This window comes from Pseudomonas sp. SWRI68 (assembly GCF_014269165.1).
GTDB classification, from domain to species: domain Bacteria; phylum Pseudomonadota; class Gammaproteobacteria; order Pseudomonadales; family Pseudomonadaceae; genus Aquipseudomonas; species Aquipseudomonas capeferrum.
This window is the reverse complement of the sequence record NZ_JABWRU010000020.1, coordinates 31,604-54,791: the sequence shown is the minus strand read 5'-3', so window position 1 is coordinate 54,791 and position 23,188 is coordinate 31,604. Positions and strand designations below refer to the sequence as shown.

The following is a 23,188-nucleotide window of genomic DNA, read 5'->3' as shown; positions in this document are numbered from 1 at the left end:
CGCTATTACTTGAAGCGGTGGACGTTCGACAGCTGCTTGTTCGGCTGTGGGTTCTTGCGGTAGATCAGCGCTCTCTTGCCGATGGTCTGCACCAGTTCAGCACGGCCGACCTTGCACAACTCGGCAATGGCGGCAGCGCGTTCTTCGCGATCTTCGGAGCGAATCTCGACCTTGATCAGTTCATGATCGGCGAGTGCGCGTTCCAGTTCGGCGGCAACGCCTTCGTTAACACCATTGCCAGCAACGATCAGGACCGGCTTCAGGTCATGACCAATGGACTTGTATTGCTTCTTCTGCTCGTTATTGAGCGGCATAATCTGACCCTTTCCGTCTGATTCTGTAAAATTGACAGGCATTTTACCCGAGGGCCCCCGGCTCCGCCCAGTCAATCACGACGCATATCATCGAGGTGCCCCGTGGTACAACGTTCCAAAAGCAGCGCTAACTGGCTGCGTGAGCATTTTAACGACCCTTTCGTCAAACAAGCGCAGAAGGATGGCTACCGTTCGCGTGCAAGCTACAAACTGCTTGAGATCCAGGAAAAGGACCGGTTGATCCGCCCGGGCATGAGTGTGATCGACCTCGGCGCAGCCCCAGGAGGCTGGTCGCAGGTGACCAGTCGTCTGATTGGTGGCCAGGGCCGTCTGATTGCCTCCGATATCCTGGAAATGGACTCGATCCCGGACGTGACCTTCATTCAGGGTGACTTCACCCACGATGAAGTGCTGCAGCAGATTCTGGAAGCGGTCGGCGATTCGCATGTAGACCTTGTGATTTCCGACATGGCCCCCAATATGAGTGGTACGCCTGAAGTGGACATGCCGCGCGCCATGTTCCTTTGTGAGTTGGCGCTTGACCTGGCAACCCGCGTGCTGAAGCCTGGTGGTGACTTCCTGATCAAGATTTTCCAGGGCGAAGGCTTCGACATGTACTTGAAGGACGTTCGCACCAAGTTCGACAAGGTGCAGATGCGCAAGCCGTCGTCTTCGCGGGATCGCTCGCGTGAGCAGTACCTGCTGGGTAAAGGTTTCAAAGGCATGTGAAAGGCGTGCTACGGGGTGGCTGATAGTTAATTCCAATCGGCCAGCCCGTCAGGATCGTCCGAACTTCGTGTAGTCTAGGTTTCACAAAGGGTTACAGACGGTGCCTGCGGATGCGTAGGTAATGTAGTAAGTTAGGGCGATGAATATCATGCGAGGCACGGCTGCGTCGTGCGCCGGCCTCAGAGGGTAGCGAATTGAACGACATGGCAAAGAATCTGATCCTGTGGTTGATCATCGCAGCTGTCCTGGTGACAGTGATGAACAACTTCTCAAGCCCTAACGAGCCGCAGACCCTCAACTACTCCGACTTCATCCAGCAGGTCAAGGACGGGAAAGTCGAGCGTGTGACCGTCGACGGCTACATCATTACCGGCAAGCGCGCTGACGGCGACAGCTTCAAGACCGTGCGCCCGGCCATTACCGACAATGGCCTGATCGGCGACCTGGTCGACAACCACGTGGTCGTCGAAGGCAAGCAGCCCGAGCAGCAGAGCATCTGGACTCAGTTGCTGGTAGCCAGCTTCCCGATCCTGGTGATCATCGCGGTATTCATGTTCTTCATGCGCCAGATGCAAGGCGGTGCAGGCGGCAAGGGCGGGCCGATGAGTTTCGGCAAGAGCAAGGCGCGCCTGCTGTCCGAAGACCAGGTCAAGACCACCCTGGCAGACGTCGCGGGTTGCGACGAAGCCAAGGAAGAAGTCGGCGAGCTGGTCGAATTCCTGCGTGACCCGGGCAAGTTCCAGCGCCTCGGCGGCCGTATTCCTCGCGGCGTGTTGATGGTCGGCCCACCGGGTACCGGTAAGACCCTGCTGGCCAAGGCCATTGCCGGTGAGGCGAAAGTGCCGTTCTTCACCATTTCCGGTTCGGACTTCGTTGAAATGTTCGTCGGTGTCGGTGCCAGCCGTGTGCGCGACATGTTCGAGCAGGCCAAGAAGCACGCCCCGTGCATCATCTTCATCGACGAAATCGACGCCGTGGGTCGCCACCGTGGCGCCGGTATGGGCGGTGGTCATGATGAGCGCGAACAAACCCTCAACCAGCTGCTGGTAGAGATGGATGGCTTCGAGATGAACGATGGCATCATCGTCATCGCCGCGACCAACCGTCCGGACGTCCTCGACCCGGCACTGCTGCGTCCTGGTCGTTTCGACCGCCAGGTGGTGGTTGGCCTGCCGGACATCCGCGGCCGTGAGCAGATCCTCAAGGTGCACATGCGCAAGGTGCCGATCGGCGAGAACGTCAACCCGGCGGTCATTGCCCGTGGTACCCCAGGCTTCTCCGGTGCCGACCTGGCCAACCTGGTCAACGAAGCATCGTTGTTCGCTGCTCGCTCCAACAAGCGCCTGGTCGAAATGAAAGAGTTCGAGCTGGCCAAAGACAAGATCATGATGGGCGCCGAGCGCAAGACCATGGTCATGTCCGAGAAAGAAAAACAGAACACCGCCTACCACGAAGCCGGTCACGCCATCGTCGGTCGCCTGGTGCCTGAGCATGACCCGGTCTACAAGGTTTCGATCATCCCGCGTGGTCGTGCCCTGGGTGTGACCATGTTCCTGCCTGAAGAAGACCGTTACAGCCTGTCCAAGCGTGCGCTGATCAGCCAGATCTGCTCGCTGTACGGCGGCCGTATCGCCGAAGAAATGACCCTGGGCTTCGACGGCGTCACCACCGGTGCCTCCAACGACATCATGCGTGCCAGCCAGATTGCCCGGAACATGGTCACCAAGTGGGGCCTTTCCGAGAAGCTCGGCCCGTTGATGTATGCCGAAGAAGAAGGCGAGGTGTTCCTCGGTCGTAGCGCCGGCAGCCAGCACGCCAGCGTGTCGGGTGAAACCGCCAAGCTGATCGACTCGGAAGTGCGCAGCATCATCGACCAGTGCTACGCCACGGCCAAGCAGTTGCTCACCGACAACCGTGACAAGCTCGATGCCATGGCTGAAGCGCTGATGAAGTACGAGACCATCGATGCCGACCAGATCGACGACATCATGAATGGTCGTGCCCCGCGCGAGCCTCGCGATTGGGATGGTGACTCGGCTTCGGGTACCCCGGCAGCCCAGGATGATCGCCCGGAATCGCCGATTGGCGGCCCAGCGGCTCAACACTAAGGGCATCTATGAGTTCAGTGCAGTACCCGACCCGGTTGCCTTGCGGCAACCGGGTTCTTGATTTGTCGCGTACCCATGTCATGGGTATCCTCAATATCACCCCCGACTCCTTCTCCGACGGCGGGCGCTTCAGCCAGCGCGACGCTGCGCTGCGGCATGCCGAAGCGATGGTCGCCGCAGGCGCCACGCTGATCGACATCGGTGGCGAGTCGACGCGCCCTGGGGCGCGTGCCGTGTCCGTGATCGAAGAAATCGAGCGCGTGGCGCCGATGGTCGAGGCAATCAATAGCCGCCTGGATGTGGTCATTTCGGTTGATACTTCCACGCCTGCGGTCATCCGCGAGTCTGCGCGGCTGGGGGCTGGGCTGATCAACGACGTACGCGCGCTGGAGCGCGATGGTGCCCTGGACGCGGCGGCCGATACCGGCCTGCCGGTGTGCCTGATGCACATGCGCGGTGAGCCGGGCAATATGCAGGACGACCCGCATTACGATGATGTGACAGCGGACGTTACGCGATATCTTGAACAACGGATGGCCGCTTGCGCTGCGGCGGGCATCGATGCAAGCAGAATCATTCTTGACCCAGGCTTCGGTTTCGCCAAGACACTGGCGCACAACCTGAGCCTGTTCAAGCACATGGAAGCGCTCTATCGCCTTGGGCGCCCACTGCTGGTGGGTGTTTCACGAAAGAGCATGATCGGCCTGACGCTGGATCGTCCGGTCGGCGAGCGTTTGTACGGCAGCCTGGCGCTGGCAGCGTTGGCCATGACCAAGGGGGCGAGCATCCTTCGCGTCCATGATGTGGCCGAAACTGTCGATGTGGTACGCATGATCGCTGCGGTTCAACACGCCGAATAAGAACATTGGAGTCGCTATGAGCAGAAAATACTTTGGTACCGACGGCATTCGTGGCCGCGTCGGCGAATTCCCGATCACGCCGGACTTCATGCTGAAGCTCGGCTGGGCGGCTGGCATGGCTTTCCGCAAGCAGGGCCATTGCCGGGTACTGGTGGGCAAGGACACGCGTATTTCCGGTTACATGTTCGAATCTGCGCTCGAGGCCGGGCTTTCTGCGGCCGGTGCCGATGTGATGCTGCTCGGGCCGATGCCGACCCCGGCCATCGCTTACCTCACGCGTACCTTCCACGCTGAAGCCGGCATTGTCATCAGCGCGTCGCACAACCCGCACGACGACAACGGCATCAAGTTCTTCTCTGGCCAGGGCACCAAGCTGCCTGACGAAGTCGAGTTGATGATCGAAGAGTTGCTCGACCAGCCGATGACGGTGGTCGAGTCGGGCAAGCTGGGCAAGGTCTCGCGCATCAACGATGCGGCTGGCCGCTACATCGAGTTCTGCAAGAGCAGCGTGCCTTCGAGCACCAGCTTCGACGGCCTCAAGCTGGTGGTCGATTGCGCCCATGGCGCCACGTACAAGGTCGCGCCAAGCGTGTTCCGCGAACTGGGTGCCGACGTGACCATTCTGAATGCTCAGCCTGATGGCTTGAACATCAACGAAGGCTGTGGCTCTACCCATATCGAGTCGCTGCAGGCCGCCGTGCTGGTGGGCCATGCCGACCTCGGTATCGCCTTCGATGGCGACGGTGACCGGGTGCTGATGGTCGATCACACGGGTGCCATCGTCGACGGCGACGAGTTGCTGTTCATCATCGCCCGTGACCTGCATGACCGCGGCAAGCTGCAAGGCGGGGTAGTGGGGACGCTGATGAGCAACCTCGGCCTTGAGCTTGCGCTCAAGGAGCTGGATATCCCGTTCGTGCGGGCCAAGGTTGGCGACCGTTACGTCATGGCCGAACTGATCGAGCGCGAGTGGTTGGTCGGGGGTGAAAACTCCGGGCATGTCGTGTGCTGCAACCACACCACCACCGGTGATGCGATCATCGCCGCGCTGCAGGTGCTGATGGCCCTCAAGCGTCGCGGGGAGACACTGGCCCAGGCCCGTCAGGCCCTGCGCAAGTGCCCTCAGGTACTGATCAACGTGCGCTATGGGGCAAGCAAGGTCGACCCTCTGGAGCACCCTGCGGTGCAGGAAGCCAGTGCCAAGGTCACCGAGGCGATGGCCGGTCGCGGTCGCGTGCTGCTGCGCAAGTCCGGTACCGAGCCGTTGGTGCGGGTCATGGTCGAAGGCGACGACGAAAGTCAGGTTCGCGGCCATGCCGAAGCCCTGGCGAAACTGGTCAGCGAAGTTTGTGTCTGAAGGCGCTTGCCAGCGCAGATCTGGTTGGGTAAGATCTGCGCCCACTTTGACCGACGAGGTAAAGCATGCGTCGCCCTATGGTAGCTGGTAACTGGAAGATGCACGGTACCCGCGCCAGCGTCGCTGAGCTGACCGAGGGCTTGAGCAATCTTGCCCTGCCGAGCGGAGTGGAAGTCGCGGTATTTCCACCGGCCTTGTTCATCAATCAAGTGATCGATGGCCTGGTAGGTAAAGAAATAACTGTCGGCGCACAGAATTCTGCTGTACAACCCGAACAGGGTGCGCTGACCGGGGAAGTTTGCCCGGAACAGCTGGCCGAAGTGGGCTGCAAGTTGGTGTTGGTTGGGCATTCGGAGCGTCGCCAGGTCATCGGCGAGAGTGATGAAGTGCTGAACCGCAAGTTTGCAGCCGCACAGGCCAAAGGTTTGAAGCCCGTGCTGTGTATTGGGGAAACCCTTGAAGAGCGCGAGGCGGGCAAGACGCTCGAAGTTGTCGGGCGTCAACTAAGCAGTATCATCGAAGCGTTCGGTGTTAAGGCTTTTGCCAATGCAGTAATTGCTTATGAGCCTGTATGGGCCATCGGCACTGGCCTTACGGCCACGCCCCAACAGGCTCAGGATGTGCATGCTGCCATCCGCGGTCAGTTGGCGGCAGAAGATGCTGAAGTGGCTGCGAAGGTGCAGCTGCTCTACGGCGGCAGCGTGAAGGCGGCCAATGCGGCCGAACTGTTCGGCATGCCGGATATCGATGGGGGGCTCATTGGTGGAGCGTCCCTGAACGCAGACGAATTCGGTGCAATTTGTCGCGCCGCAGGAAACTGAACAAATGCTGGAAACAGTTATCGTTGTTTTTCATCTGTTGGCAGCGCTGTCGCTAGTAGTGCTGGTTCTGTTGCAACAGGGTAAGGGTGCGGAAGCAGGTGCATCTTTCGGCGCAGGTGCCTCAAATACTGTGTTCGGAAGCCAAGGCTCTGCAACCTTCCTAAGTAAATTCACTGCAATACTCGCTGCCACTTTCTTTTTGACAGCACTTGGGTTAGGATACTTCGCCAAGGAACAAGCTCACAAGCTGACCCAGGCGGGCCTTCCAGATCCAGCAGTGTTGGAAGTGAAAGAGCAAAAGCCGGCAGTGAATGATGATGTACCGGTGCTCCAACAGCAGAAGAGCGAAGCCACTCCGAGTACGGGTGATGTACCTCCTCCGGCAGAAGAGCAGAAGTAACGGGTTTCAAGAAGTAGTATTGCCGAGGTGGTGGAATTGGTAGACACGCAACCTTGAGGTGGTTGTGCCCATAGGGTGTAGGGGTTCGAGTCCCCTTCTCGGTACCAATTGAAGCAAGAGAGCCCGCTTTATGCGGGCTTTCTTGTAGGTGGAGGTCGGATTGACCCCGTACGGGGTTCGGTCTTATACTTTCGCCCCAGCTTTGTCGCGGGGTGGAGCAGCTTGGTAGCTCGTCGGGCTCATAACCCGAAGGTCGTTGGTTCAAATCCAGCCCCCGCAACCAGCTTTAGCGGAGCCCCTTTTCAGGGGCTTTTTGCTAGCCGAACAGTTTTCGGCGTCGTTGTCCAACGGCGCTTTCAGGGATGGGCGCTTCGCCCATTTTTTATTTGCACAGCATGCACGAGGGGGTTCAGGTGTCGAGCAAGCTAGAACAGTTGCAGGCCTTGTTGGCCCCGGTGGTCACGGGGCTGGGCTTCGAATGCTGGGGGATCGAATTCGTCTCCCAGGGCAAGCATTCGGTACTACGTGTCTACATCGATAAGGAAGGCGGCATTCTGGTGGACGACTGCGCTGAAGTCAGCCGTCAGGTCAGCAGCGTCCTCGATGTGGAAGATCCGATCAGCTCTGAATATACCCTAGAGGTTTCTTCTCCTGGCATGGAACGCCCGCTGTTCACGCTTGAACAGTTTGCCTCGCATGCCGGCGAACAAGTGAAGATCAAGCTGCGCTCACCCTTCGAGGGTCGTCGTAACTTCCAGGGCCTTCTCCGCGGTGTGGAGGAGCAGGATGTGGTGGTCCAGGTGGACGACCAGGAGTTCCTGTTGCCGATCGACTCGATCGACAAGGCCAATATTATTCCCAGTTTTGACTGAGACGTGCCGGGCCCGGCGGACTATCCGGGCCCAATGGCTTGCGCAAGGCGAGGCGTACGATGAGCAAAGAAGTACTGCTGGTTGTTGAATCGGTATCCAACGAAAAGGGTGTACCGCCCGGCGTCATTTTCGAAGCGCTGGAAGTGGCCCTGGCCACTGCAACCAAAAAACGTTTTGAGGACGAAGTCGACCTGCGTGTGGAAATCAACCGCCACACCGGTAGCTACGAGACCTTCCGTCGCTGGACCGTGGTCGATGAAGCCGATCTTGATGATCCGGCAATCGAGACCTGGTTGAGCAAGATCCACGAGACCCACCCTGAAGCCAAGGTCGGTGACGTGATCGAGGAGAAGATCGAGTCTATCGAGTTCGGTCGTATCGCCGCCCAGACCGCCAAGCAGGTCATCGTGCAGAAGGTCCGTGAGGCCGAGCGCGCCCAGGTGGTCGATGCCTACCGCGAACGCGTGGGCGAGATCATCTCCGGTACCGTCAAGAAGGTTACCCGCGACAACGTCATCGTTGACCTGGGCAACAACGCCGAGGCCTTGCTGGCTCGCGAAGACATCATTCCCCGCGAGACTTTCCGGGTTGGCGTGCGCCTGCGTGCGCTGCTCAAGGAAATCCGCACTGAAAACCGTGGCCCCCAGCTGATCCTGTCGCGCACTGCGCCACAGATGCTGATCGAGCTTTTCCGCATTGAAGTGCCGGAAATTGCCGAGGGCCTCATTGAAGTCATGGCTGCCTCCCGTGATCCGGGTTCGCGAGCCAAGATCGCCGTCCGCTCCAAGGACAAGCGCATCGACCCGCAAGGTGCCTGTATCGGCATGCGCGGTTCGCGTGTCCAAGCCGTATCCGGAGAGTTGGGTGGTGAGCGTGTGGATATCGTCCTGTGGGACGATAACCCGGCGCAGTTCGTCATCAACGCCATGTCGCCGGCTGAAGTCGCGGCGATTATCGTTGACGAGGATGCCCATGCCATGGACATCGCCGTCGCCGAAGACAACCTTGCCCAGGCCATTGGCCGTGGCGGTCAGAACGTTCGTTTGGCCAGTCAGTTGACCGGCTGGACCTTGAACGTGATGACCGAAAAGGACATCCAGGCCAAGCAGCAAGCAGAAACCGGTGACATCCTGCGCAACTTCATCGATGAACTGGAAGTCGACGAGGAGCTGGCCCAAGTGCTGGTCGACGAAGGCTTTACCAGCCTCGAAGAAATTGCCTACGTACCGTTGGAAGAAATGCTCAACATCGATGGCTTTGACGAAGATATCGTCAATGAGCTCCGCGCTCGAGCCAAGGACCGTTTGTTGACCAAGGCCATCGCTACCGAAGAAAAACTGGCAGACGCCCATCCGGCCGAAGACCTGCTCTCCCTTGAGGGCATGGACAAGGACCTGGCGGCGGAACTGGCGGTGCGCGGCGTGGTTAACCGCGAAGACCTGGCCGAGCAGTCGATCGACGATCTGCTCGACATCGACGGCATCGACGAAGAGCGTGCCGGCAAGTTGATCATGGCCGCCCGAGCCCACTGGTTCGAGTAATTAGGCGCGGCCTGAGGAGAGAAGTGCATGACGCAAGTCACGGTGAAAGAACTGGCCCAAGAGGTCGAGGCACCGGTAGAGCGCCTGCTGCAGCAGATGCGTGAGGCAGGTCTGCCGCACACCGACGCCGGTCAGGTAGTGACCGACAATGAGAAGCAGACTCTGCTGACTCATTTGAAAAGCAGCCACAAGAGCAAGGCGGAAGAGCCGCGCAAGATTACCTTGCAGCGCAAAACCACCAGCACCCTGCGTGTCGCCGGTAGCAAAAGTATCAGCGTAGAAGTACGCAAGAAGAAAGTATTCGTGCAGCGCAGCCCGGAAGAAATCCAGGCTGAGCAGAAACGCGAGCAGGATGAGCGCCGTGCGGCGGAAAACGCTGCGCGCGACAAGGTTGACGCCGACGTTCGCCAGCGCAACGAAGATCAGGCCCGCCGTCAGGCTGCTGATGCCGCCCCTGCGGCCCCAGCTGCCAAGCCGGCTGCCGCTGCTGCCGCACCTGCACCGGCACCGGTAGTCGCTGACGCGCCTGCCTCGGAAGATGCCGCTGCGCGTGCTGCCGAGCGCAAGAAGGACGAGACCCGTCGCAACGAAAGCCGCACTCGTGATGACGACCGTCGTCGTGGCGAGGCGCCTCGCGTGTCGATCAAGGTCAAGGTCAAGGAGAAGGAAAAAGCACCGACTCCACGCGCTGCTCCGCGTACCACCGAAGAAGAGAGCGATGGCGCTCGTCGTGGTCGTGGCGGCAAGGGCAAGCTGAAGAAGCGTAACCAGCACGGCTTCCAGAGCCCGACCGGCCCCGTCATCCGTGACGTGACCATCGGTGAGACCATCACGGTCTCGGAACTGGCCAACCAGATGTCCGTCAAGGGCGCTGAAGTGGTCAAGTTCATGTTCAAGATGGGCACCCCGGTTACCATCAACCAGGTGCTCGACCAGGAAACCGCTCAGCTGATCGCAGAAGAGCTGGGCCACAAGGTCACCCTGGTCAGCGATACTGCCCTGGAAGACTCCCTGGCCGAATCGCTGAAGTTCGAAGGCAAAACCGAATCGCGCGCCCCGGTCGTTACCGTCATGGGCCACGTTGACCACGGTAAGACCTCGCTGCTCGACTACATCCGTCGTGCCAAGGTTGCTGCTGGCGAAGCCGGCGGTATCACCCAGCACATCGGCGCCTACCACGTGGAAACCGACCGCGGCATGGTCACCTTCCTCGATACCCCGGGCCACGCTGCGTTCACTCAGATGCGTGCTCGTGGTGCCAAGGCGACCGACATCGTCATCCTGGTGGTGGCGGCGGACGACGGCGTGATGCCGCAAACCCGTGAAGCCGTTCAGCATGCCAAGGCAGCTGGCGTGCCACTGGTTGTTGCCGTGAACAAGATCGACAAGCCTGGTGCCGACCTCGATCGCATCCGCAACGAGCTGTCCGTCGAAGGCGTGACCTCCGAGGAATGGGGTGGTGACACGCCTTTCGTCAAGGTTTCGGCGAAGATGGGTACCGGTGTGGACGAGCTGCTCGAAGCCGTTCTGCTGCAGGCCGAGATCCTCGAACTGAGCGCTACCCCGACCGCACCTGGTCGTGGTGTCGTCGTCGAATCGCGCCTGGACAAGGGCCGTGGCCCAGTGGCGACCATCCTGGTTCAGGACGGTACCCTGCGTCAGGGCGACATGGTCCTGTGCGGCTCCAACTATGGCCGTGTACGTGCCATGCTCGACGAGAACGGCAAGCCTGTGAAGGAAGCTGGCCCGTCGATCCCGGTCGAGATCCTTGGCCTGGACGGTACCCCGGAAGCCGGTGACGAGCTGTCGGTGGTTGCTGACGAGAAGAAAGCCCGCGAAGTTGCCCTGTTCCGTCAAGGCAAGTACCGCGAGGTCAAGCTGGCCCGTGCTCACGCTGGCAAGCTGGAAAACATCTTCGAGACCATGGGTCAGGAAGAGAAGAAAACCCTCAACATCGTCCTCAAGACCGATGTACGTGGTTCCCTGGAAGCGTTGAACGGCTCGCTCGGCGGCTTGGGCAACGAGGAAGTACAGGTTCGCGTGATTGGCGGCGGTGTGGGTGGTATCACCGAGAGCGACGCCAACCTGGCGCTGGCGTCCAACGCGGTGCTGTTCGGCTTCAACGTGCGTGCCGATGCCGGTGCGCGCAAGATCGTCGAGCAGGAAGGTCTGGATATGCGTTACTACAACGTGATCTACGACATCATCGAAGACGTCAAGAAGGCCCTGACCGGCATGCTCGGCAGCGATGTTCGCGAGAACATCCTGGGTGTCGCCGAAGTGCGTGACGTGTTCCGTTCGCCGAAGTTCGGCGCCATCGCTGGCTGTATGGTCATCGAAGGTACCGTGTACCGCAACCGTCCGATCCGCGTTCTGCGCGAGGACGTTGTGATCTTCGAAGGCGAGCTGGAATCGCTGCGTCGCTTCAAGGACGACGCTGCCGAAGTACGTTCGGGCATGGAGTGCGGTATTGGCGTCAAGAGCTACAACGACGTCAAGGTCGGCGACAAGATCGAAGTCTTCGAGAAAGTCCAGGTGGCTCGTACCCTCTAAGGGCGAGCTTGCCGCAAGCCCCCGCTACAGGGCGGTTGGCGGCGCCTTTACAGGTAGCGCCCGGTCAGGCATCAGCTTGACCGGGCGTTTGCCGCTTTAAGTTACAGGTAGCAAGAATGGCCAAAGAATATAGCCGTACCCAACGTATCGGTGATCAGATGCAGCGCGAGCTGGCTGAGCTGATCCGCCGCGAAGTCAAGGATCCACGTGTCGGCCTGGTGACCATCACCGCCGTGGATGTCAGCCGCGACCTGGGCCATGCCAAGGTGTTCATCACCGTCATGGGCGAGGAAACGCCAGATGCCGTGAAGCAGTCGCTCAAGGCACTGAACAGCGCCGCCAGCTTCCTGCGCCTGCACCTGGGGCGTTCGATGCAACTGCGCAGCGTGCCCCAGCTGCATTTCCACTTCGATGAAAGCGTCAGCCGCGGTGTACACCTGTCGGCGCTGATCGAGCGTGCAGTGGCTGAAGACCGCCTGCACAAGGCTACCGACGAGCTGGACACCAAGGAGTAAGCGGTGGCCCAGGTCAAACGTATCCGCCGCAACGTCAGCGGCATCATCCTGCTGGACAAGCCACTGGGCTTCACCTCCAACGCGGCACTGCAGAAAGTGCGCTGGTTGCTCAACGCGGAGAAGGCCGGCCACACCGGCAGCCTCGACCCGCTGGCAACCGGCGTGCTGCCACTGTGCTTCGGCGAAGCGACCAAGTTTTCGCAGTACCTGCTCGATTCCGACAAGGGCTACGAAACCGTCATGCAGATGGGGCAGACTACCAATACTGCCGATGCTGAAGGCGAGGTCCTGCAGACCCGTGAAGTGACCGTTGGTCGTGCCGACATCGAGGCGCTGCTGCCCCGTTTTCGTGGCCCGATCAGCCAGATACCGCCGATGTACTCGGCGCTCAAGCGTGACGGCCAGCCACTGTACAAACTGGCTCGTGCTGGAGAGGTAGTGGAGCGCGAGGCGCGTTCTGTTACTATTAACCGCTTGGAGTTGCTCGAGTGCGAAGGCACCCGTGCACGGTTGACGGTAGGATGCAGCAAAGGCACCTATATCCGCACCCTGGTGGAGGATATCGGCGAAGCCCTTGGCTGTGGCGCTTATGTCGCCGAGCTGCGCAGGACCCAGGCCGGGCCCTTCGAGCTGGCACAGACGGTGACCCTCGAGGAACTCGAACAGGCCCATGCCGAAGGTGGCAACGAAGCGCTCGATCGCTTCCTGATGCCTTCCGACAGCGGGCTGCAGGACTGGCCAATGGTGAGTTTGTCCGAGCACAGTGCGTTCTACTGGCTGCATGGCCAGGCAGTACGTGCGCCGGATGCACCGCAGTTTGGCATGGTCCGCGTACAGGATCACAATGCGCGCTTCATCGGTATCGGTGAAGTGAGCGAAGACGGGCGCATTGCGCCACGTCGGCTGATTCGGTCGGAATGACCGAAACCGCAGGGTCTGGCTTCGGCCGGGCCCTACGGGATCAAGGGTGGCTGTCAGTAGGCACGGTCACACCTTTCTTATTAATACAGGGATTTGTCCCTGGCCTATTGGACCCCGCTCGCGGGATCCGTTATCAGGAGAAGCCAAATGGCCCTCAGCGTTGAAGAAAAAGCTCAAATCGTTACCGACTACCAGCAAGCTGCTGGCGACACTGGTAGCCCGGAAGTTCAGGTTGCTCTGCTGACCGCGAACATCAACAAGCTGCAAGGCCACTTCAAGGCCAACGGTAAAGACCACCACTCGCGTCGTGGCCTGATCCGTATGGTTAACCAGCGTCGTAAGCTGCTGGACTACCTGAAGGGTAAAGACACCACTCGTTACAGCGCCCTGATCGGTCGCCTGGGCCTGCGTCGCTAATAGCGGCCTGGTCAGTGGTGTGCATGGCGTCTCATGCATTGGCAACGCTGCCTGGCAGCGTTGTCTTTGGGCACGCCATGCGTATCTCCGAGGTTGGCAGCCTGGTTACGTTGAGCGGTTTTCCGCACTTCGGCCAGGCTCCCAGCCTCGTGTTGTATCTGGACGGTCAATGGGGCCGATTCCCCGTTCTGCCCAAGAATTCGCAAGAAACCAGTTCCCCCCAGAGCCACTGAAAAGGTAGGAAACCGTGAACCCGGTAATCAAGACATTCCAGTTCGGTCAATCGACCGTTACTCTCGAAACGGGCCGCATTGCCCGTCAGGCAACCGGCGCAGTGCTGGTTACCGTCGACAACGACGTCACCGTGCTGGTGACTGTGGTAGGTGCCAAGCAGGCCGATCCAGGCAAGGGTTTCTTCCCGCTGTCGGTCCACTACCAGGAAAAGACCTACGCCGCCGGCAAGATCCCGGGTGGCTTCTTCAAGCGTGAAGGCCGTCCTTCCGAGAAAGAGACCCTGACCTCGCGCCTGATCGACCGTCCGATCCGCCCGCTGTTCCCTGAAGGCTTCATGAACGAAGTCCAGGTCGTCTGCACCGTGGTTTCCACCAGCAAGAAGACCGACCCGGACATCGCTGCGATGATCGGTACCTCGGCTGCCCTGGCTATTTCCGGCATTCCGTTCGAAGGCCCGATCGGCGCCGCCCGCGTAGCCTTCCACGAAAGCACCGGCTACCTGCTGAACCCGACCTATGAGCAACTGGCTGCCTCGAGCCTGGACATGGTCGTTGCCGGTACCTCCGACGCCGTACTGATGGTTGAATCGGAAGCCCAAGAACTGACCGAAGACCAGATGCTGGGCGCCGTACTGTTCGCCCACGACGAATTCCAGTCCGTTATCCAGGCTGTCAAAGAGCTGGCCGCCGAAGCGGGCAAGCCGACCTGGGACTGGAAACCCGCTGTTGCCAACACCGAGCTGCTCAACGCCATCCGCGCCGAGTTCGGCGAGGCTGTTTCGCAGGGCTACACCATCACCGTCAAGGCCGACCGCTACGCGCGCCTGGGCGAGCTGCGTGATCAGGCGATCGCCAAGTTCTCCGGTGAAGAAGGCCAGCCTTCGGCTTCCGAAGTCAAAGAAATCTTCGGCGAAATCGAATACCGCACCGTTCGCGAAAACATCGTAAACGGCAAGCCACGTATCGATGGTCGTGACACCAAGACCGTTCGCCCGCTGAGCATCGAAGTCGGCGTGCTGCCGAAGACTCACGGTTCGGCACTGTTCACCCGTGGTGAAACCCAGGCCCTGGTCGTCGCGACCCTGGGTACTGCGCGTGACGCCCAGCTGCTGGACACCCTCGAAGGCGAGAAGAAAGACCCCTTCATGCTGCACTACAACTTCCCGCCGTTCTCGGTGGGCGAGTGTGGCCGCATGGGCGGTGCTGGCCGTCGTGAAATCGGCCACGGCCGTCTGGCCCGCCGTTCGGTACAGGCCATGCTGCCTGCCGCCGACGTGTTCCCGTACACCATTCGTGTGGTATCGGAAATCACCGAGTCCAACGGTTCGAGCTCCATGGCTTCGGTCTGCGGTGCTTCCCTGGCCCTGATGGACGCCGGTGTACCGATGAAGGCGCCAGTGGCCGGTATCGCCATGGGCCTGGTCAAGGAAGGCGAGAAGTTCGCCATTCTGACCGACATCCTGGGTGACGAAGACCACCTGGGCGACATGGACTTCAAGGTTGCCGGTACCGCCAAGGGTGTTACCGCACTGCAGATGGACATCAAGATCAACGGCATCACCGAAGAGATCATGGAAATCGCCCTGGGCCAAGCCCTGGAAGCGCGCCTGAACATCCTCGGCCAGATGAACCAGATCATTGGTCAATCGCGTACCGAGCTGTCGGCCAACGCCCCGACCATGATCGCGATGAAGATCGACACCGACAAGATCCGTGACGTCATCGGTAAAGGCGGCGCCACCATCCGTGCCATCTGCGAAGAGACCAAGGCTTCGATCGACATCGAAGACGATGGCTCGATCAAGATCTTCGGCGAAACCAAGGAAGCGGCTGAAGCAGCTCGTCAGCGCATCCTGGGCATCACTGCAGAGGCCGAAATCGGCAAGATCTATGTCGGCAAGGTCGAGCGCATCGTTGATTTCGGTGCCTTCGTCAACATCCTGCCTGGCAAGGATGGCCTGGTGCACATCTCCATGCTGAGCGATGCTCGCGTCGAGAAGGTCACCGACATTCTGAAAGAAGGTCAGGAAGTGGAAGTACTGGTACTGGACGTGGACAACCGCGGCCGTATCAAGCTGTCGATCAAAGACGTTGCCGCGGCCAAGGCCTCCGGCGTCTAAGCGACTGACGCGCAATGAAAAAAGAGCCCTTCGGGGCTCTTTTTTTATGCCCGCAGGGAACCTTTTGCACAGTTGCATCTTGCACGCAGGTTTACCCCGCAGGTTGCAAATTGCACGACTCATGCAAATCGCCAGTATGTATAAGTCATTGATTTATAAAGGTTAAATGGAAGAGGGGAAACTGGCACAGCACGTGCAACTACCTTCATACCTGCAGCCAGGAATAACGGCGCAGACCTTTCGAAAAACAGGAGTGACTCACATGAAGAAGTTCGCCATTGCTGCCGCTACTGCTACCGCTCTGACCCTGACCATGGCTAACGCGGCATTTGCAGCCCAAGCCACCCAGGCTCCAGTCATGTTGGCTGCCAATACAGTGGACGATGCGAAACAGGAAGGCTCTGATACTTGGATCACCACCAAGGTCAAAGCTGATCTGCTGACTGAAAAAGGCATCCCAGGCAGCGACATCAAAGTCGAGACTAGCCAAGGTGTGGTGTCGCTGTCTTCGGATGTGAAAGTCACCGATTCGCAGAAGGAAGAAGCGGTACGGATCACCAAAAACATCAAGGGTGTCAAAAGCGTAATGTCTGATGGCCTGAAGTCCGAATAAGGAATGTCCCATAGGCCAAACGGAATTGGCCACTTTTCAGGAAAGCCCTGGCATCACTGCCGGGGCTTTTTACTGTGCGCCTCAGAAAACCGGGTTACGGGCGATAACGTCGCTCTCGAAACACGCCTGCTCGACGATCAGCGGTTCGACCAGCGGGCGACTGTCGCGAAAGTGCGCTGTCAGGGTGTGTGCCTCGTAGGCGGCATCGTCACGGTAGATCTCGTAGAGGTAGATCACGTCGGGATCGAGGCGGTCCTGAGACACGTCGAACACCAGGCAACCGGGCTCGGTTGCCACGGAAGCAGCGGCATTGGCCTTGATGGCGGTCAGAAAAGCCTCGGCGCTGCCGGGCTTCACGCGTGTCTTGATAAACAGGCTATACACATGGCGCTCCTTTTGTTTTAAATTCAGATCTGAATTGTATACAAAAAAGGAGTTTCGCCAATGTCCGAGTTGCCTGCCCGCCCTGGCCGTCTGAATGGCCTGCGCCATATTGCCTTGCTAGTCCCTAACCTTGAGGAGTGCGAGCGCTTTTACGTCGACGTGCTTGGTATGGAGGTGCTCAACCGGGCCAATGAAGACTTGGTCTACCTGACCTGCGGTAACGACAATTTGTCATTGGGGCGCGGGGCGGGGGCGGCCAATGGTTTGCAGACTCTCGACCACTACGGCTTCATCGTCGACAGCGTGGAAGAGCTGGAGGCCTGGTACCAGTACTTCAAGGCGCGCGGGGTGACCTTGCTCGACCGTCCATTCAACCATGGGGACGGCGCGCGCAGCTTCCATTTGCTGGACCCGGCAGGTAACAAGGTACAGCCGCTGTATCACCCGGCGGTGTCGGGCCAGCGGTTGGCCTGATTGCAGCTTTTATTGCCGGTACCGGCCGCTTCGCGGGGCAAGCCCGCGAAGCGGCCCGGGGTTGATCACTCGGCATCCAGGTGCATCGGGGTGATCACCCGGCCATCCTTCTCAGCCTGACCCAGGGTGGTATCGATGAAGTACACCCGGTCGTCTTCCAGCTTGCCCTTGTCCACCAGGTAGTCCTTGATGCTGCTGGCCCGCTCCTGGCCGAGCGTACGCAGCAAGGGGGCGCTCTCGGCCCAGGACTTGATCACCGCTTCACGCAGCTTGGCGGTGCGCTCGTCGCGCCCCAGTTGTTCCCACTCAGCCGGTGGTTGCTGCTTCAGGCGATTGCGGTAGATGCCTTCGAGCATCGCCGGCTTGTCGCTGTCGTCGACCACCAGCATCGAGGCATTGGCAGGCACCTTGTCGCCACGACGCTGCAGGATCTTGTACCAGGTGGCCTGGTACTCGCGGTCCAGGCGCTGCTGGGCGATCAACGGGCCGTCGCTGGTCTGCGCGCTGGTGCCTTCGATTTCCAGGCGCAGCTCCGGGCGCTCCTTGAGGGCCGAGGCCAGTTTGTCCAGCGACGACTGGGCGTCGCCACTGAGTTCACTCGAGCCTGGGGCGAATGACACGTTGCCGAGGTCTTCCGAGCCCCCGCCAGCAATCAGCCCGCCAATGAACTTGAACGGTGCCTGGGCCGCGCGCAACACCAGGTTGCGCAGGGTTTGCCAGACAATCGGCATGACGCTGAACTGCGGGTTGTTGAGGTCACCCGTCACCGGCAACTCGATGGAGATCTTGCCTTCGGTATCCTTGAGCAGCGCAACCGCCAGGCGGATCGGCAGGTCCACGGCATCCGGGCTGTCGACCTTCTCACCCAGCTGCAATTGCTCGACCACCACCTTGTTCTCGGCCTTGAGCTGGCCGTTGGTAATCAGGTAGTGCAGGTCAAGGTTGAGCCGGCCCTTGCGGATACGGAAGCCTGCGAACTTGCCGGAGTAGGGCGTCAGCGTGGTCAGTTCGACCCGCTTGAAGCTGGTGGCGATATCCAGGCTGGCCAGCGGGTTGAACGGGTTGAGCGCACCCTTGATGGTAACCGGCGCATAGCGGTCGACCTTGCCCTTGATGTCCACCTTGGCCGGGTTCGGCTTACGGTTGTCGATCGTGCCGACCTGGCCGTTGAGCTGTTGCACGGCCGTGGCGAAGTTGGGCGTGAGGGACAGGTCAGCGAAGTTGGCCGAGCCGTCGTTGATGTCGATCTGGCCGATGTGTATGCCCAACGGCTTGTCGTTGCTGGCCGGTTTGGCAGCCTTGGACGCAGGCGCGTCGGCCGGTTGCGGGATCAGCAGGTCGTTGATGTTGGTGGTGCGGTCTTCGTTGATGATGAAGCGCGCATAAGGCTGCAGCAGGGTCACCTTGTCGATCGACAGGGCATCACCGTGCACATACGACAGGCCGTCGACGTTCACTTGCTGCCACTTCACGAAGTCGCGGCCCTTGATGGTGTCGAGCGTATGCAGTTGGTTGACCTGGGCCTTGCCGGCGACGTTGAAGGCCAGTGGCTCGGTACTTTTCAAGTCGACCTTCAGGTCGCTGGCGAGCATGCCGCTGCGAAGTTCCAGGAGGATGAACGGGCTGATGTAGGCCTGGGCCACACGCAGGTCGATGTCACGTGTGCTGACATCCAGCTTGGCCCAGATCGGCGCCAGGTTGACCTGGCCAGTGGCCTGCAGCTTGCCTTGCTTGCCCACACCGGTATCGAGCTTGAGCGTGAAAGGCGTCTGGTTGAGGCTGTCGAAGCCTTGCAGGTCGACATTCAGCGGGCCGACGTCCAGGGCCACGGGTTCCTTCTGGCTGCGGTCTGCCAGGTGCACGCTGTAGTTGCGCAGCTGCACGTCCTTGAGCAGCACCTGCCAGGGCTTGCTTGGCGTGTTGGCGGTTTGCGCATCGGGCGCAGGCTCGGCAGCGGCGGGTTCGGCCTTTTCCTTGGGGGTGGGCTTGGCCGGTTGGCTGGCGAACAGCTTCTGCCAATCGAGTTGGCCATCTTTTTCCAGCGCAGCCCAGGTTTCGAGTTTTTCGCTACGAATCTTGCCGACGATCACCTGTTGCTTGGCCAGGTCGATGGAGGTTTCACTCACCTCAAGGCTGGCCAGACGCGCGAGTTTGCGCCCATCTGGCGCCTTGATGGCGAAAGGCGCGATGCGTACCGAGGTGTTGTCCAGCAACAGCTCGGTCTGCTTGGACAGGTTGAGCTTGTAGTGGGTATCGAGGCTGATCACGCCGTCTTCGAGCACCAGCGGCACGGCATCACGCACATACGGCCAGAACAGTTTCATCTTGCCGTCGGTGATCTTCAGCGTGCCTTCGGAGGCGATCGGCGACAGGCCAAGGGTGCCTTTCCAGTCGATGCGCCCACCGTTGGGGCCGTTGGCCACCAGCGTCATGTCGGCATTGTCGTCCGGCAGGGTGCTGAGGTTTTTCAGCTCCAGGTTCATGTTGTCGTAGAGGAATTCGATCGGCTCGCTCGGGCGTTGATCCTCGAAGTGCAGGTAACCTTCGGTGAGCTTGATGCTGCCGATGCGAAGCGGGAACGGGTCGCTGGGCGGCTGGTCCGGCTTGGCCTCACTGGCGGGCAACTTGAACAACTGGGTGAGGTTGAGCGTCCCGTCCTTGGCAAACAGCACTTCGTTGCGCGGTTTGTCGAGTTCCACCGCGGTCAGGTGCAGGGCACCGCTCCACAGGCTGTCGAGCGAGAGGTTGGCGTACAGCCGCTCGAAACCGACTTGTTCCTTGCCAGGCTCGCCGATCTGCAAGCCCCATAGCGTCAGTTCGAGGCTGAAGGGGTTCAGCTCGATGCGCTGCAGGTGCGCCGGCACGCTGGCATAGTGCGCCAACTGCTGGTTGGCGATGCGCAGGGCGACACCGGGAAGAATGAGAAAGCCGAGCAGGCTATAGAGGGCTACGAGGGCCAGCATGGCGCCGAGGGCGCGAGTCAATCCTTTGTACATGTGTCGCTTCGTCTGTCTAAGCAGGAGTGCTTGGAGTATGGCACGTTAAATCAGTTCCGCTGAGGCGACCATTTCGCCTCATTCGATGCCCATGCGGCGCTTTGCCCGATGCGCCGAGCCGTCGCGCATGGCCCAGCGCAGTACCGGCGCCGTGCGTTGCAGGCCAAGGCGGATCATGCGGCGCTGCAAGGGGCCTTGTTGCAGGCCCAGCATGGCCTGGGCCCAATCGGGCAGCAGGTCGATGCCCGCGTTCAGCATCAGCTTGCCGACAGGTTGCGCCAGGCGGCTGGGGGCCGGTGCGGCAAGCAGGATGTCGACCACCTCGAAGCTGCGCGCATCGCTCTGCAACTGCGGGCGCATCTGCCGCAGGTAGTCTTCGACTTGCTGGCAGGAGCGCGGTACATCACGGGCGCCAAGGCGTTCGGCGATCAGGGCAATCTCGTTGTAGTAGGCATCCTGCTCGGCACGCGGCAGGTGCGGGTTGCGGTAACGCAGGTGGGCGGCGAGAAAACTGCTCACCTCGGCGACGTGCACCCAGGTCAGCAAGCCCGGGTCGCTGGCCGCATAGGGGCGGCCATCCGGGGCGGTACCGGTGACTTGCAGGTGAATGGTGCGGACCTTTTCGATCAGCCAGTCGGCGTCGCGGGTCGAGCCAAAGGTGGTGCCGGAAATGAACTGGCTGGTGCGGCGCAAACGGCCGAGCAGGTCCTGGCGAAAGTTCGAGTGGTCCCACACCCCGGCCAGGGCCAGAGGGTGCAGCAGTTGCAGCATGAGGGCACTGATGCCGCCGACCAGCATGCTCGGGAAGTCACCGTGTACCTGCCAACTGATGCTTTGCGGGCCAAACAGGCCAGGGTCGCCCTTGGGCGATTCCAGGTCGAGCTGGCCGAGGGCCAGCCCGGTGAGGCTCATGACCTGGGTTTCGATGCGGCGGCGAAGGGCTTCCATGGCGACCTGTCGTTCAGGGCGGCCATTAACATGTGCCGCCGGCTATTGGTTGAGGCGTTTGTCGATCAAGCCCTGGACCACGCTCGGGTCGGCCAGGGTCGAGGTATCGCCGAGGTTTTCCAGCTCGTTGCAGGCGATCTTGCGCAGTATACGCCGCATGATCTTGCCCGAGCGGGTTTTGGGCAGCGCCGGCGCCCATTGGATCAGTTCCGGTTTGGCGAAGCTGCCGATTTCCTTGCTGACCAGGGCCAGCAGTTCGGCCTTGAGCGCGTCGTCCGGGTCCACGCCGTTCATGGTCGTGACAAAGGCGTACACTCCCTGGCCCTTGAGGTCATGGGGGTAGCCGACCACTGCCGCTTCGGCGACGCTGTCGTGCAGGACCAGCGCGCTTTCCACCTCGGCCGTGCCGATGCGGTGGCCGGACACGTTGATAACGTCGTCGATGCGCCCGGTTATCCAGTAGTCGCCATCGGCATCGCGGCGTGCGCCGTCACCGGTGAAGTAGTAGCCGGGCAGGGGCTTGAAGTAGGTTTCGACCATGCGCTGATGGTCGCCATAGACGCTGCGAATCTGCCCGGGCCAACTGGCCTTGATGGCCAGCAGGCCGGCGCCGGGGCCTTCGATGAGTGCGCCTTTTTCGTCCAGCAGCACTGGCTGCACACCGAACATGGGCTGGCTGGCGCAGCCGGGCTTGAGCCGCTGCGTGCTGGGCAACGGGGTGAGCATGATGCCGCCGGTTTCAGTCTGCCACCAGGTATCGACGATCGGGCAGCGCTTGCGCCCGACTTCTTCGAAATACCATTCCCACGCTTCCGGGTTGATCGGCTCGCCAACACTGCCGAGCAGGCGCAGGCTCTGGCGCGAGGTGCTCTGCAGCGGGCCGGAGCCTTCGCGCATGAGGGCGCGCAAGGCCGTGGGCGCGGTGTAGAAGATGTTCACCTGGTGCTTGTCCACCACCTGCCAGAAGCGCGATGTGTCCGGGTAATTGGGCACGCCTTCGAACATCAGTGAAATCGCACCATTGGCCAGCGGGCCATAGACGATGTAGCTGTGGCCGGTGACCCAGCCCACGTCCGCCGTGCACCAGAACACCTCACCCTCGCGGTAGTCGAACACCACCTTGAAAGTGAGTGTGGCCTGCAGCAGGTAGCCTGCGGTGGTATGCAACACGCCTTTGGGTTTGCCGGTGCTGCCAGAGGTGTAGAGGATGAACAGCGGGTCTTCTGCGCCCATGGGTTCGGGCGGGCAGTCGTCACCCGCCTGCTCGGTTGCCTGGTGATACCAGAGGTCGCGGCGTTCATCCCAGGCGATGTCGCCACCGGTGCGGCGCACGACGAATACGCTGCTGACATCGGGGCAGTTGGCCAGTGCCTTGTCGACGTTCAGCTTCAGCGGGATGCGCTTGCCCCCGCGCACGCCTTCATCGGCGGTGATCACGGTGCGGCAATCGGCATCGAGGATGCGGTCGCGCAGGGCATCGGGCGAAAAGCCCCCAAACACCACCGAGTGCACAGCGCCCAGCCGCGTGCAGGCGAGCATGGCAAAGGCCGCTTCAGGGATCATTGGCATGTAGATGCAGACCCGGTCGCCCTTTTTCACCCCACGCGCTTTCAGGGCATTGGCAAGGCGGCAGACCTGGCGGTGCAATTCGCGGTAGCTGATGGCCTTGGCGTCTTTAGGGTCGTCGCCTTCCCAGAGCAAGGCGGTCTGTTCGCCGCGCGTGGCCAGGTGGCGGTCGATGCAGTTGTAACTGACGTTCAGCTGGCCGCCGTCGAACCAACGGGCCTTGCCGGTTTTCAGGTCGCATTGCTGCACGCTCGACCAGGGCTTGACCCAGCCCAGGCGCTTGGCCTGCTCGGCCCAGAACGTATCGGGGTCGTCGACCGATTGCTGGTAGAGGCGGCGGTACTCTTCGTCAGTGAGGGCGGCCGATTGGCTGACGGCCAGGGCCTGGGGGTAGTCGCGTATATCGAACATGGCGGTTGTCCTGCTCTTGTCGGGGCGATGGACTG

At 60.7% G+C, this 23,188-nt stretch carries 20 protein-coding genes and 2 tRNA genes; 17 read left to right on the top strand and 5 right to left on the bottom strand.

Features of this window, described 5'->3' with window-relative positions; all coding sequences use genetic code 11:
* Positions 1–5: 5 nt before the first annotated feature.
* Positions 6–314, bottom strand: a complete 309-nt coding sequence (locus tag HU770_RS22365; protein WP_186665547.1) for a YhbY family RNA-binding protein — start codon at positions 312–314, stop codon at positions 6–8.
* Between the two features lie 102 nt (positions 315–416).
* Here HU770_RS22365 and rlmE point away from each other — a divergent pair, with 102 nt between their 5' ends.
* From rlmE to HU770_RS22285, 16 genes are all read left to right on the top strand, one after another.
* On the top strand, positions 417–1,043 hold the full coding sequence (gene rlmE, locus HU770_RS22360) for a 23S rRNA (uridine(2552)-2'-O)-methyltransferase RlmE (RefSeq protein WP_186665545.1): 627 nt from the start codon (positions 417–419) through the stop codon (positions 1,041–1,043).
* A gap of 203 nt (positions 1,044–1,246) precedes the next feature.
* Positions 1,247–3,151, top strand: coding sequence for an ATP-dependent zinc metalloprotease FtsH (gene ftsH, locus HU770_RS22355; RefSeq protein ID WP_186652601.1), 1,905 nt, complete (start codon positions 1,247–1,249; stop codon positions 3,149–3,151).
* 8 nt (positions 3,152–3,159) lie between these two features.
* On the top strand, positions 3,160–4,011 hold the full coding sequence (folP, locus tag HU770_RS22350) for a dihydropteroate synthase (RefSeq protein WP_186665543.1): 852 nt from the start codon (positions 3,160–3,162) through the stop codon (positions 4,009–4,011).
* Between the two features lie 16 nt (positions 4,012–4,027).
* Positions 4,028–5,368 carry a phosphoglucosamine mutase gene (gene glmM / locus HU770_RS22345; protein WP_186652599.1) on the top strand — a complete coding sequence of 447 codons (1,341 nt, stop codon included), beginning with the start codon at positions 4,028–4,030 and terminating at the stop codon, positions 5,366–5,368.
* Between the two features lie 65 nt (positions 5,369–5,433).
* A complete protein-coding gene (tpiA, locus tag HU770_RS22340) occupies positions 5,434–6,189 on the top strand; it encodes a triose-phosphate isomerase (RefSeq protein ID WP_186665540.1) in 756 nt (251 codons plus the stop codon).
* A gap of 4 nt (positions 6,190–6,193) precedes the next feature.
* Positions 6,194–6,589 carry a preprotein translocase subunit SecG gene (gene secG, locus HU770_RS22335; protein WP_047583813.1) on the top strand — a complete coding sequence of 132 codons (396 nt, stop codon included), beginning with the start codon at positions 6,194–6,196 and terminating at the stop codon, positions 6,587–6,589.
* Positions 6,590–6,610: 21 nt separating this feature from the next.
* Positions 6,611–6,696: transfer RNA gene (locus tag HU770_RS22330), tRNA-Leu, on the top strand.
* A 99-nt stretch (positions 6,697–6,795) separates the two neighbouring features.
* Positions 6,796–6,872, top strand: a tRNA-Met gene (locus HU770_RS22325).
* A 130-nt stretch (positions 6,873–7,002) separates the two neighbouring features.
* A complete protein-coding gene (rimP, locus tag HU770_RS22320; protein WP_033702568.1) occupies positions 7,003–7,461 on the top strand; it encodes a ribosome maturation factor RimP in 459 nt (152 codons plus the stop codon).
* Positions 7,462–7,520: 59 nt separating this feature from the next.
* Positions 7,521–9,002 carry a transcription termination factor NusA gene (nusA, locus tag HU770_RS22315; protein ID WP_027595024.1) on the top strand — a complete coding sequence of 494 codons (1,482 nt, stop codon included), beginning with the start codon at positions 7,521–7,523 and terminating at the stop codon, positions 9,000–9,002.
* A 27-nt stretch (positions 9,003–9,029) separates the two neighbouring features.
* On the top strand, positions 9,030–11,555 hold the full coding sequence (gene infB / locus HU770_RS22310) for a translation initiation factor IF-2 (RefSeq protein WP_033701587.1): 2,526 nt from the start codon (positions 9,030–9,032) through the stop codon (positions 11,553–11,555).
* A 116-nt stretch (positions 11,556–11,671) separates the two neighbouring features.
* Positions 11,672–12,070 (top strand): 30S ribosome-binding factor RbfA, encoded by a 399-nt coding sequence (gene rbfA / locus HU770_RS22305; protein WP_033701584.1) that lies wholly within the window; start codon positions 11,672–11,674, stop codon positions 12,068–12,070.
* A 3-nt stretch (positions 12,071–12,073) separates the two neighbouring features.
* The gene (gene truB, locus HU770_RS22300) at positions 12,074–12,991 is read left to right on the top strand and encodes a tRNA pseudouridine(55) synthase TruB (RefSeq protein ID WP_033701583.1); all 918 of its coding nucleotides are present in this window, start codon (positions 12,074–12,076) and stop codon (positions 12,989–12,991) included.
* Positions 12,992–13,138: 147 nt separating this feature from the next.
* The gene (gene rpsO / locus HU770_RS22295) at positions 13,139–13,408 is read left to right on the top strand and encodes a 30S ribosomal protein S15 (RefSeq protein ID WP_016489163.1); all 270 of its coding nucleotides are present in this window, start codon (positions 13,139–13,141) and stop codon (positions 13,406–13,408) included.
* A gap of 247 nt (positions 13,409–13,655) precedes the next feature.
* The gene (gene pnp, locus HU770_RS22290) at positions 13,656–15,761 is read left to right on the top strand and encodes a polyribonucleotide nucleotidyltransferase (protein ID WP_033701582.1); all 2,106 of its coding nucleotides are present in this window, start codon (positions 13,656–13,658) and stop codon (positions 15,759–15,761) included.
* 262 nt (positions 15,762–16,023) lie between these two features.
* Positions 16,024–16,374, top strand: a complete 351-nt coding sequence (locus HU770_RS22285; RefSeq protein WP_186652598.1) for a BON domain-containing protein — start codon at positions 16,024–16,026, stop codon at positions 16,372–16,374.
* Between the two features lie 81 nt (positions 16,375–16,455).
* Here HU770_RS22285 and HU770_RS22280 read toward each other — a convergent pair whose 3' ends face one another.
* Positions 16,456–16,758, bottom strand: a complete 303-nt coding sequence (locus HU770_RS22280; RefSeq protein WP_186652597.1) for a putative quinol monooxygenase — start codon at positions 16,756–16,758, stop codon at positions 16,456–16,458.
* A gap of 60 nt (positions 16,759–16,818) precedes the next feature.
* On the opposite strand from HU770_RS22280, the gene HU770_RS22275 reads away from it, so the two are divergent.
* The gene (locus tag HU770_RS22275) at positions 16,819–17,232 is read left to right on the top strand and encodes a VOC family protein (protein WP_047583816.1); all 414 of its coding nucleotides are present in this window, start codon (positions 16,819–16,821) and stop codon (positions 17,230–17,232) included.
* Between the two features lie 65 nt (positions 17,233–17,297).
* On the opposite strand, the gene HU770_RS22270 is transcribed toward HU770_RS22275, so the two are convergent.
* From HU770_RS22270 to acs, 3 genes are all read right to left on the bottom strand, one after another.
* Entirely contained in the window at positions 17,298–20,228 is a 2,931-nt protein-coding gene (locus tag HU770_RS22270; RefSeq protein WP_186652596.1) for a DUF748 domain-containing protein, read from the bottom strand.
* 78 nt (positions 20,229–20,306) lie between these two features.
* Entirely contained in the window at positions 20,307–21,176 is an 870-nt protein-coding gene (locus HU770_RS22265) for an oxygenase MpaB family protein (protein WP_033701574.1), read from the bottom strand.
* A gap of 42 nt (positions 21,177–21,218) precedes the next feature.
* Complete coding sequence (acs, locus tag HU770_RS22260; RefSeq protein WP_186665538.1) at positions 21,219–23,153, bottom strand: acetate--CoA ligase; 1,935 nt, start codon at positions 23,151–23,153, stop codon at positions 21,219–21,221.
* Positions 23,154–23,188 lie beyond the last annotated feature (35 nt).

Bases quoted from the DNA above. Each gene is read 5' to 3' on its own strand.
- HU770_RS22365 (WP_186665547.1), bottom strand. From the start codon at position 314: ATGCCGCTCAATAACGAGCAGAAGAAGCAATACAAGTCCATTGGTCAT.
- ftsH (WP_186652601.1), top strand. From the start codon at position 1,247: ATGGCAAAGAATCTGATCCTGTGGTTGATCATCGCAGCTGTCCTGGTG.
- folP (WP_186665543.1), top strand. From the start codon at position 3,160: ATGAGTTCAGTGCAGTACCCGACCCGGTTGCCTTGCGGCAACCGGGTT.
- glmM (WP_186652599.1), top strand. From the start codon at position 4,028: ATGAGCAGAAAATACTTTGGTACCGACGGCATTCGTGGCCGCGTCGGC.
- tpiA (WP_186665540.1), top strand. From the start codon at position 5,434: ATGCGTCGCCCTATGGTAGCTGGTAACTGGAAGATGCACGGTACCCGC.
- secG (WP_047583813.1), top strand. From the start codon at position 6,194: ATGCTGGAAACAGTTATCGTTGTTTTTCATCTGTTGGCAGCGCTGTCG.
- nusA (WP_027595024.1), top strand. From the start codon at position 7,521: ATGAGCAAAGAAGTACTGCTGGTTGTTGAATCGGTATCCAACGAAAAG.
- infB (WP_033701587.1), top strand. From the start codon at position 9,030: ATGACGCAAGTCACGGTGAAAGAACTGGCCCAAGAGGTCGAGGCACCG.
- rbfA (WP_033701584.1), top strand. From the start codon at position 11,672: ATGGCCAAAGAATATAGCCGTACCCAACGTATCGGTGATCAGATGCAG.
- rpsO (WP_016489163.1), top strand. From the start codon at position 13,139: ATGGCCCTCAGCGTTGAAGAAAAAGCTCAAATCGTTACCGACTACCAG.
- HU770_RS22285 (WP_186652598.1), top strand. From the start codon at position 16,024: ATGAAGAAGTTCGCCATTGCTGCCGCTACTGCTACCGCTCTGACCCTG.
- HU770_RS22275 (WP_047583816.1), top strand. From the start codon at position 16,819: ATGTCCGAGTTGCCTGCCCGCCCTGGCCGTCTGAATGGCCTGCGCCAT.
- HU770_RS22270 (WP_186652596.1), bottom strand. From the start codon at position 20,228: ATGTACAAAGGATTGACTCGCGCCCTCGGCGCCATGCTGGCCCTCGTA.
- HU770_RS22265 (WP_033701574.1), bottom strand. From the start codon at position 21,176: ATGGAAGCCCTTCGCCGCCGCATCGAAACCCAGGTCATGAGCCTCACC.
- acs (WP_186665538.1), bottom strand. From the start codon at position 23,153: ATGTTCGATATACGCGACTACCCCCAGGCCCTGGCCGTCAGCCAATCG.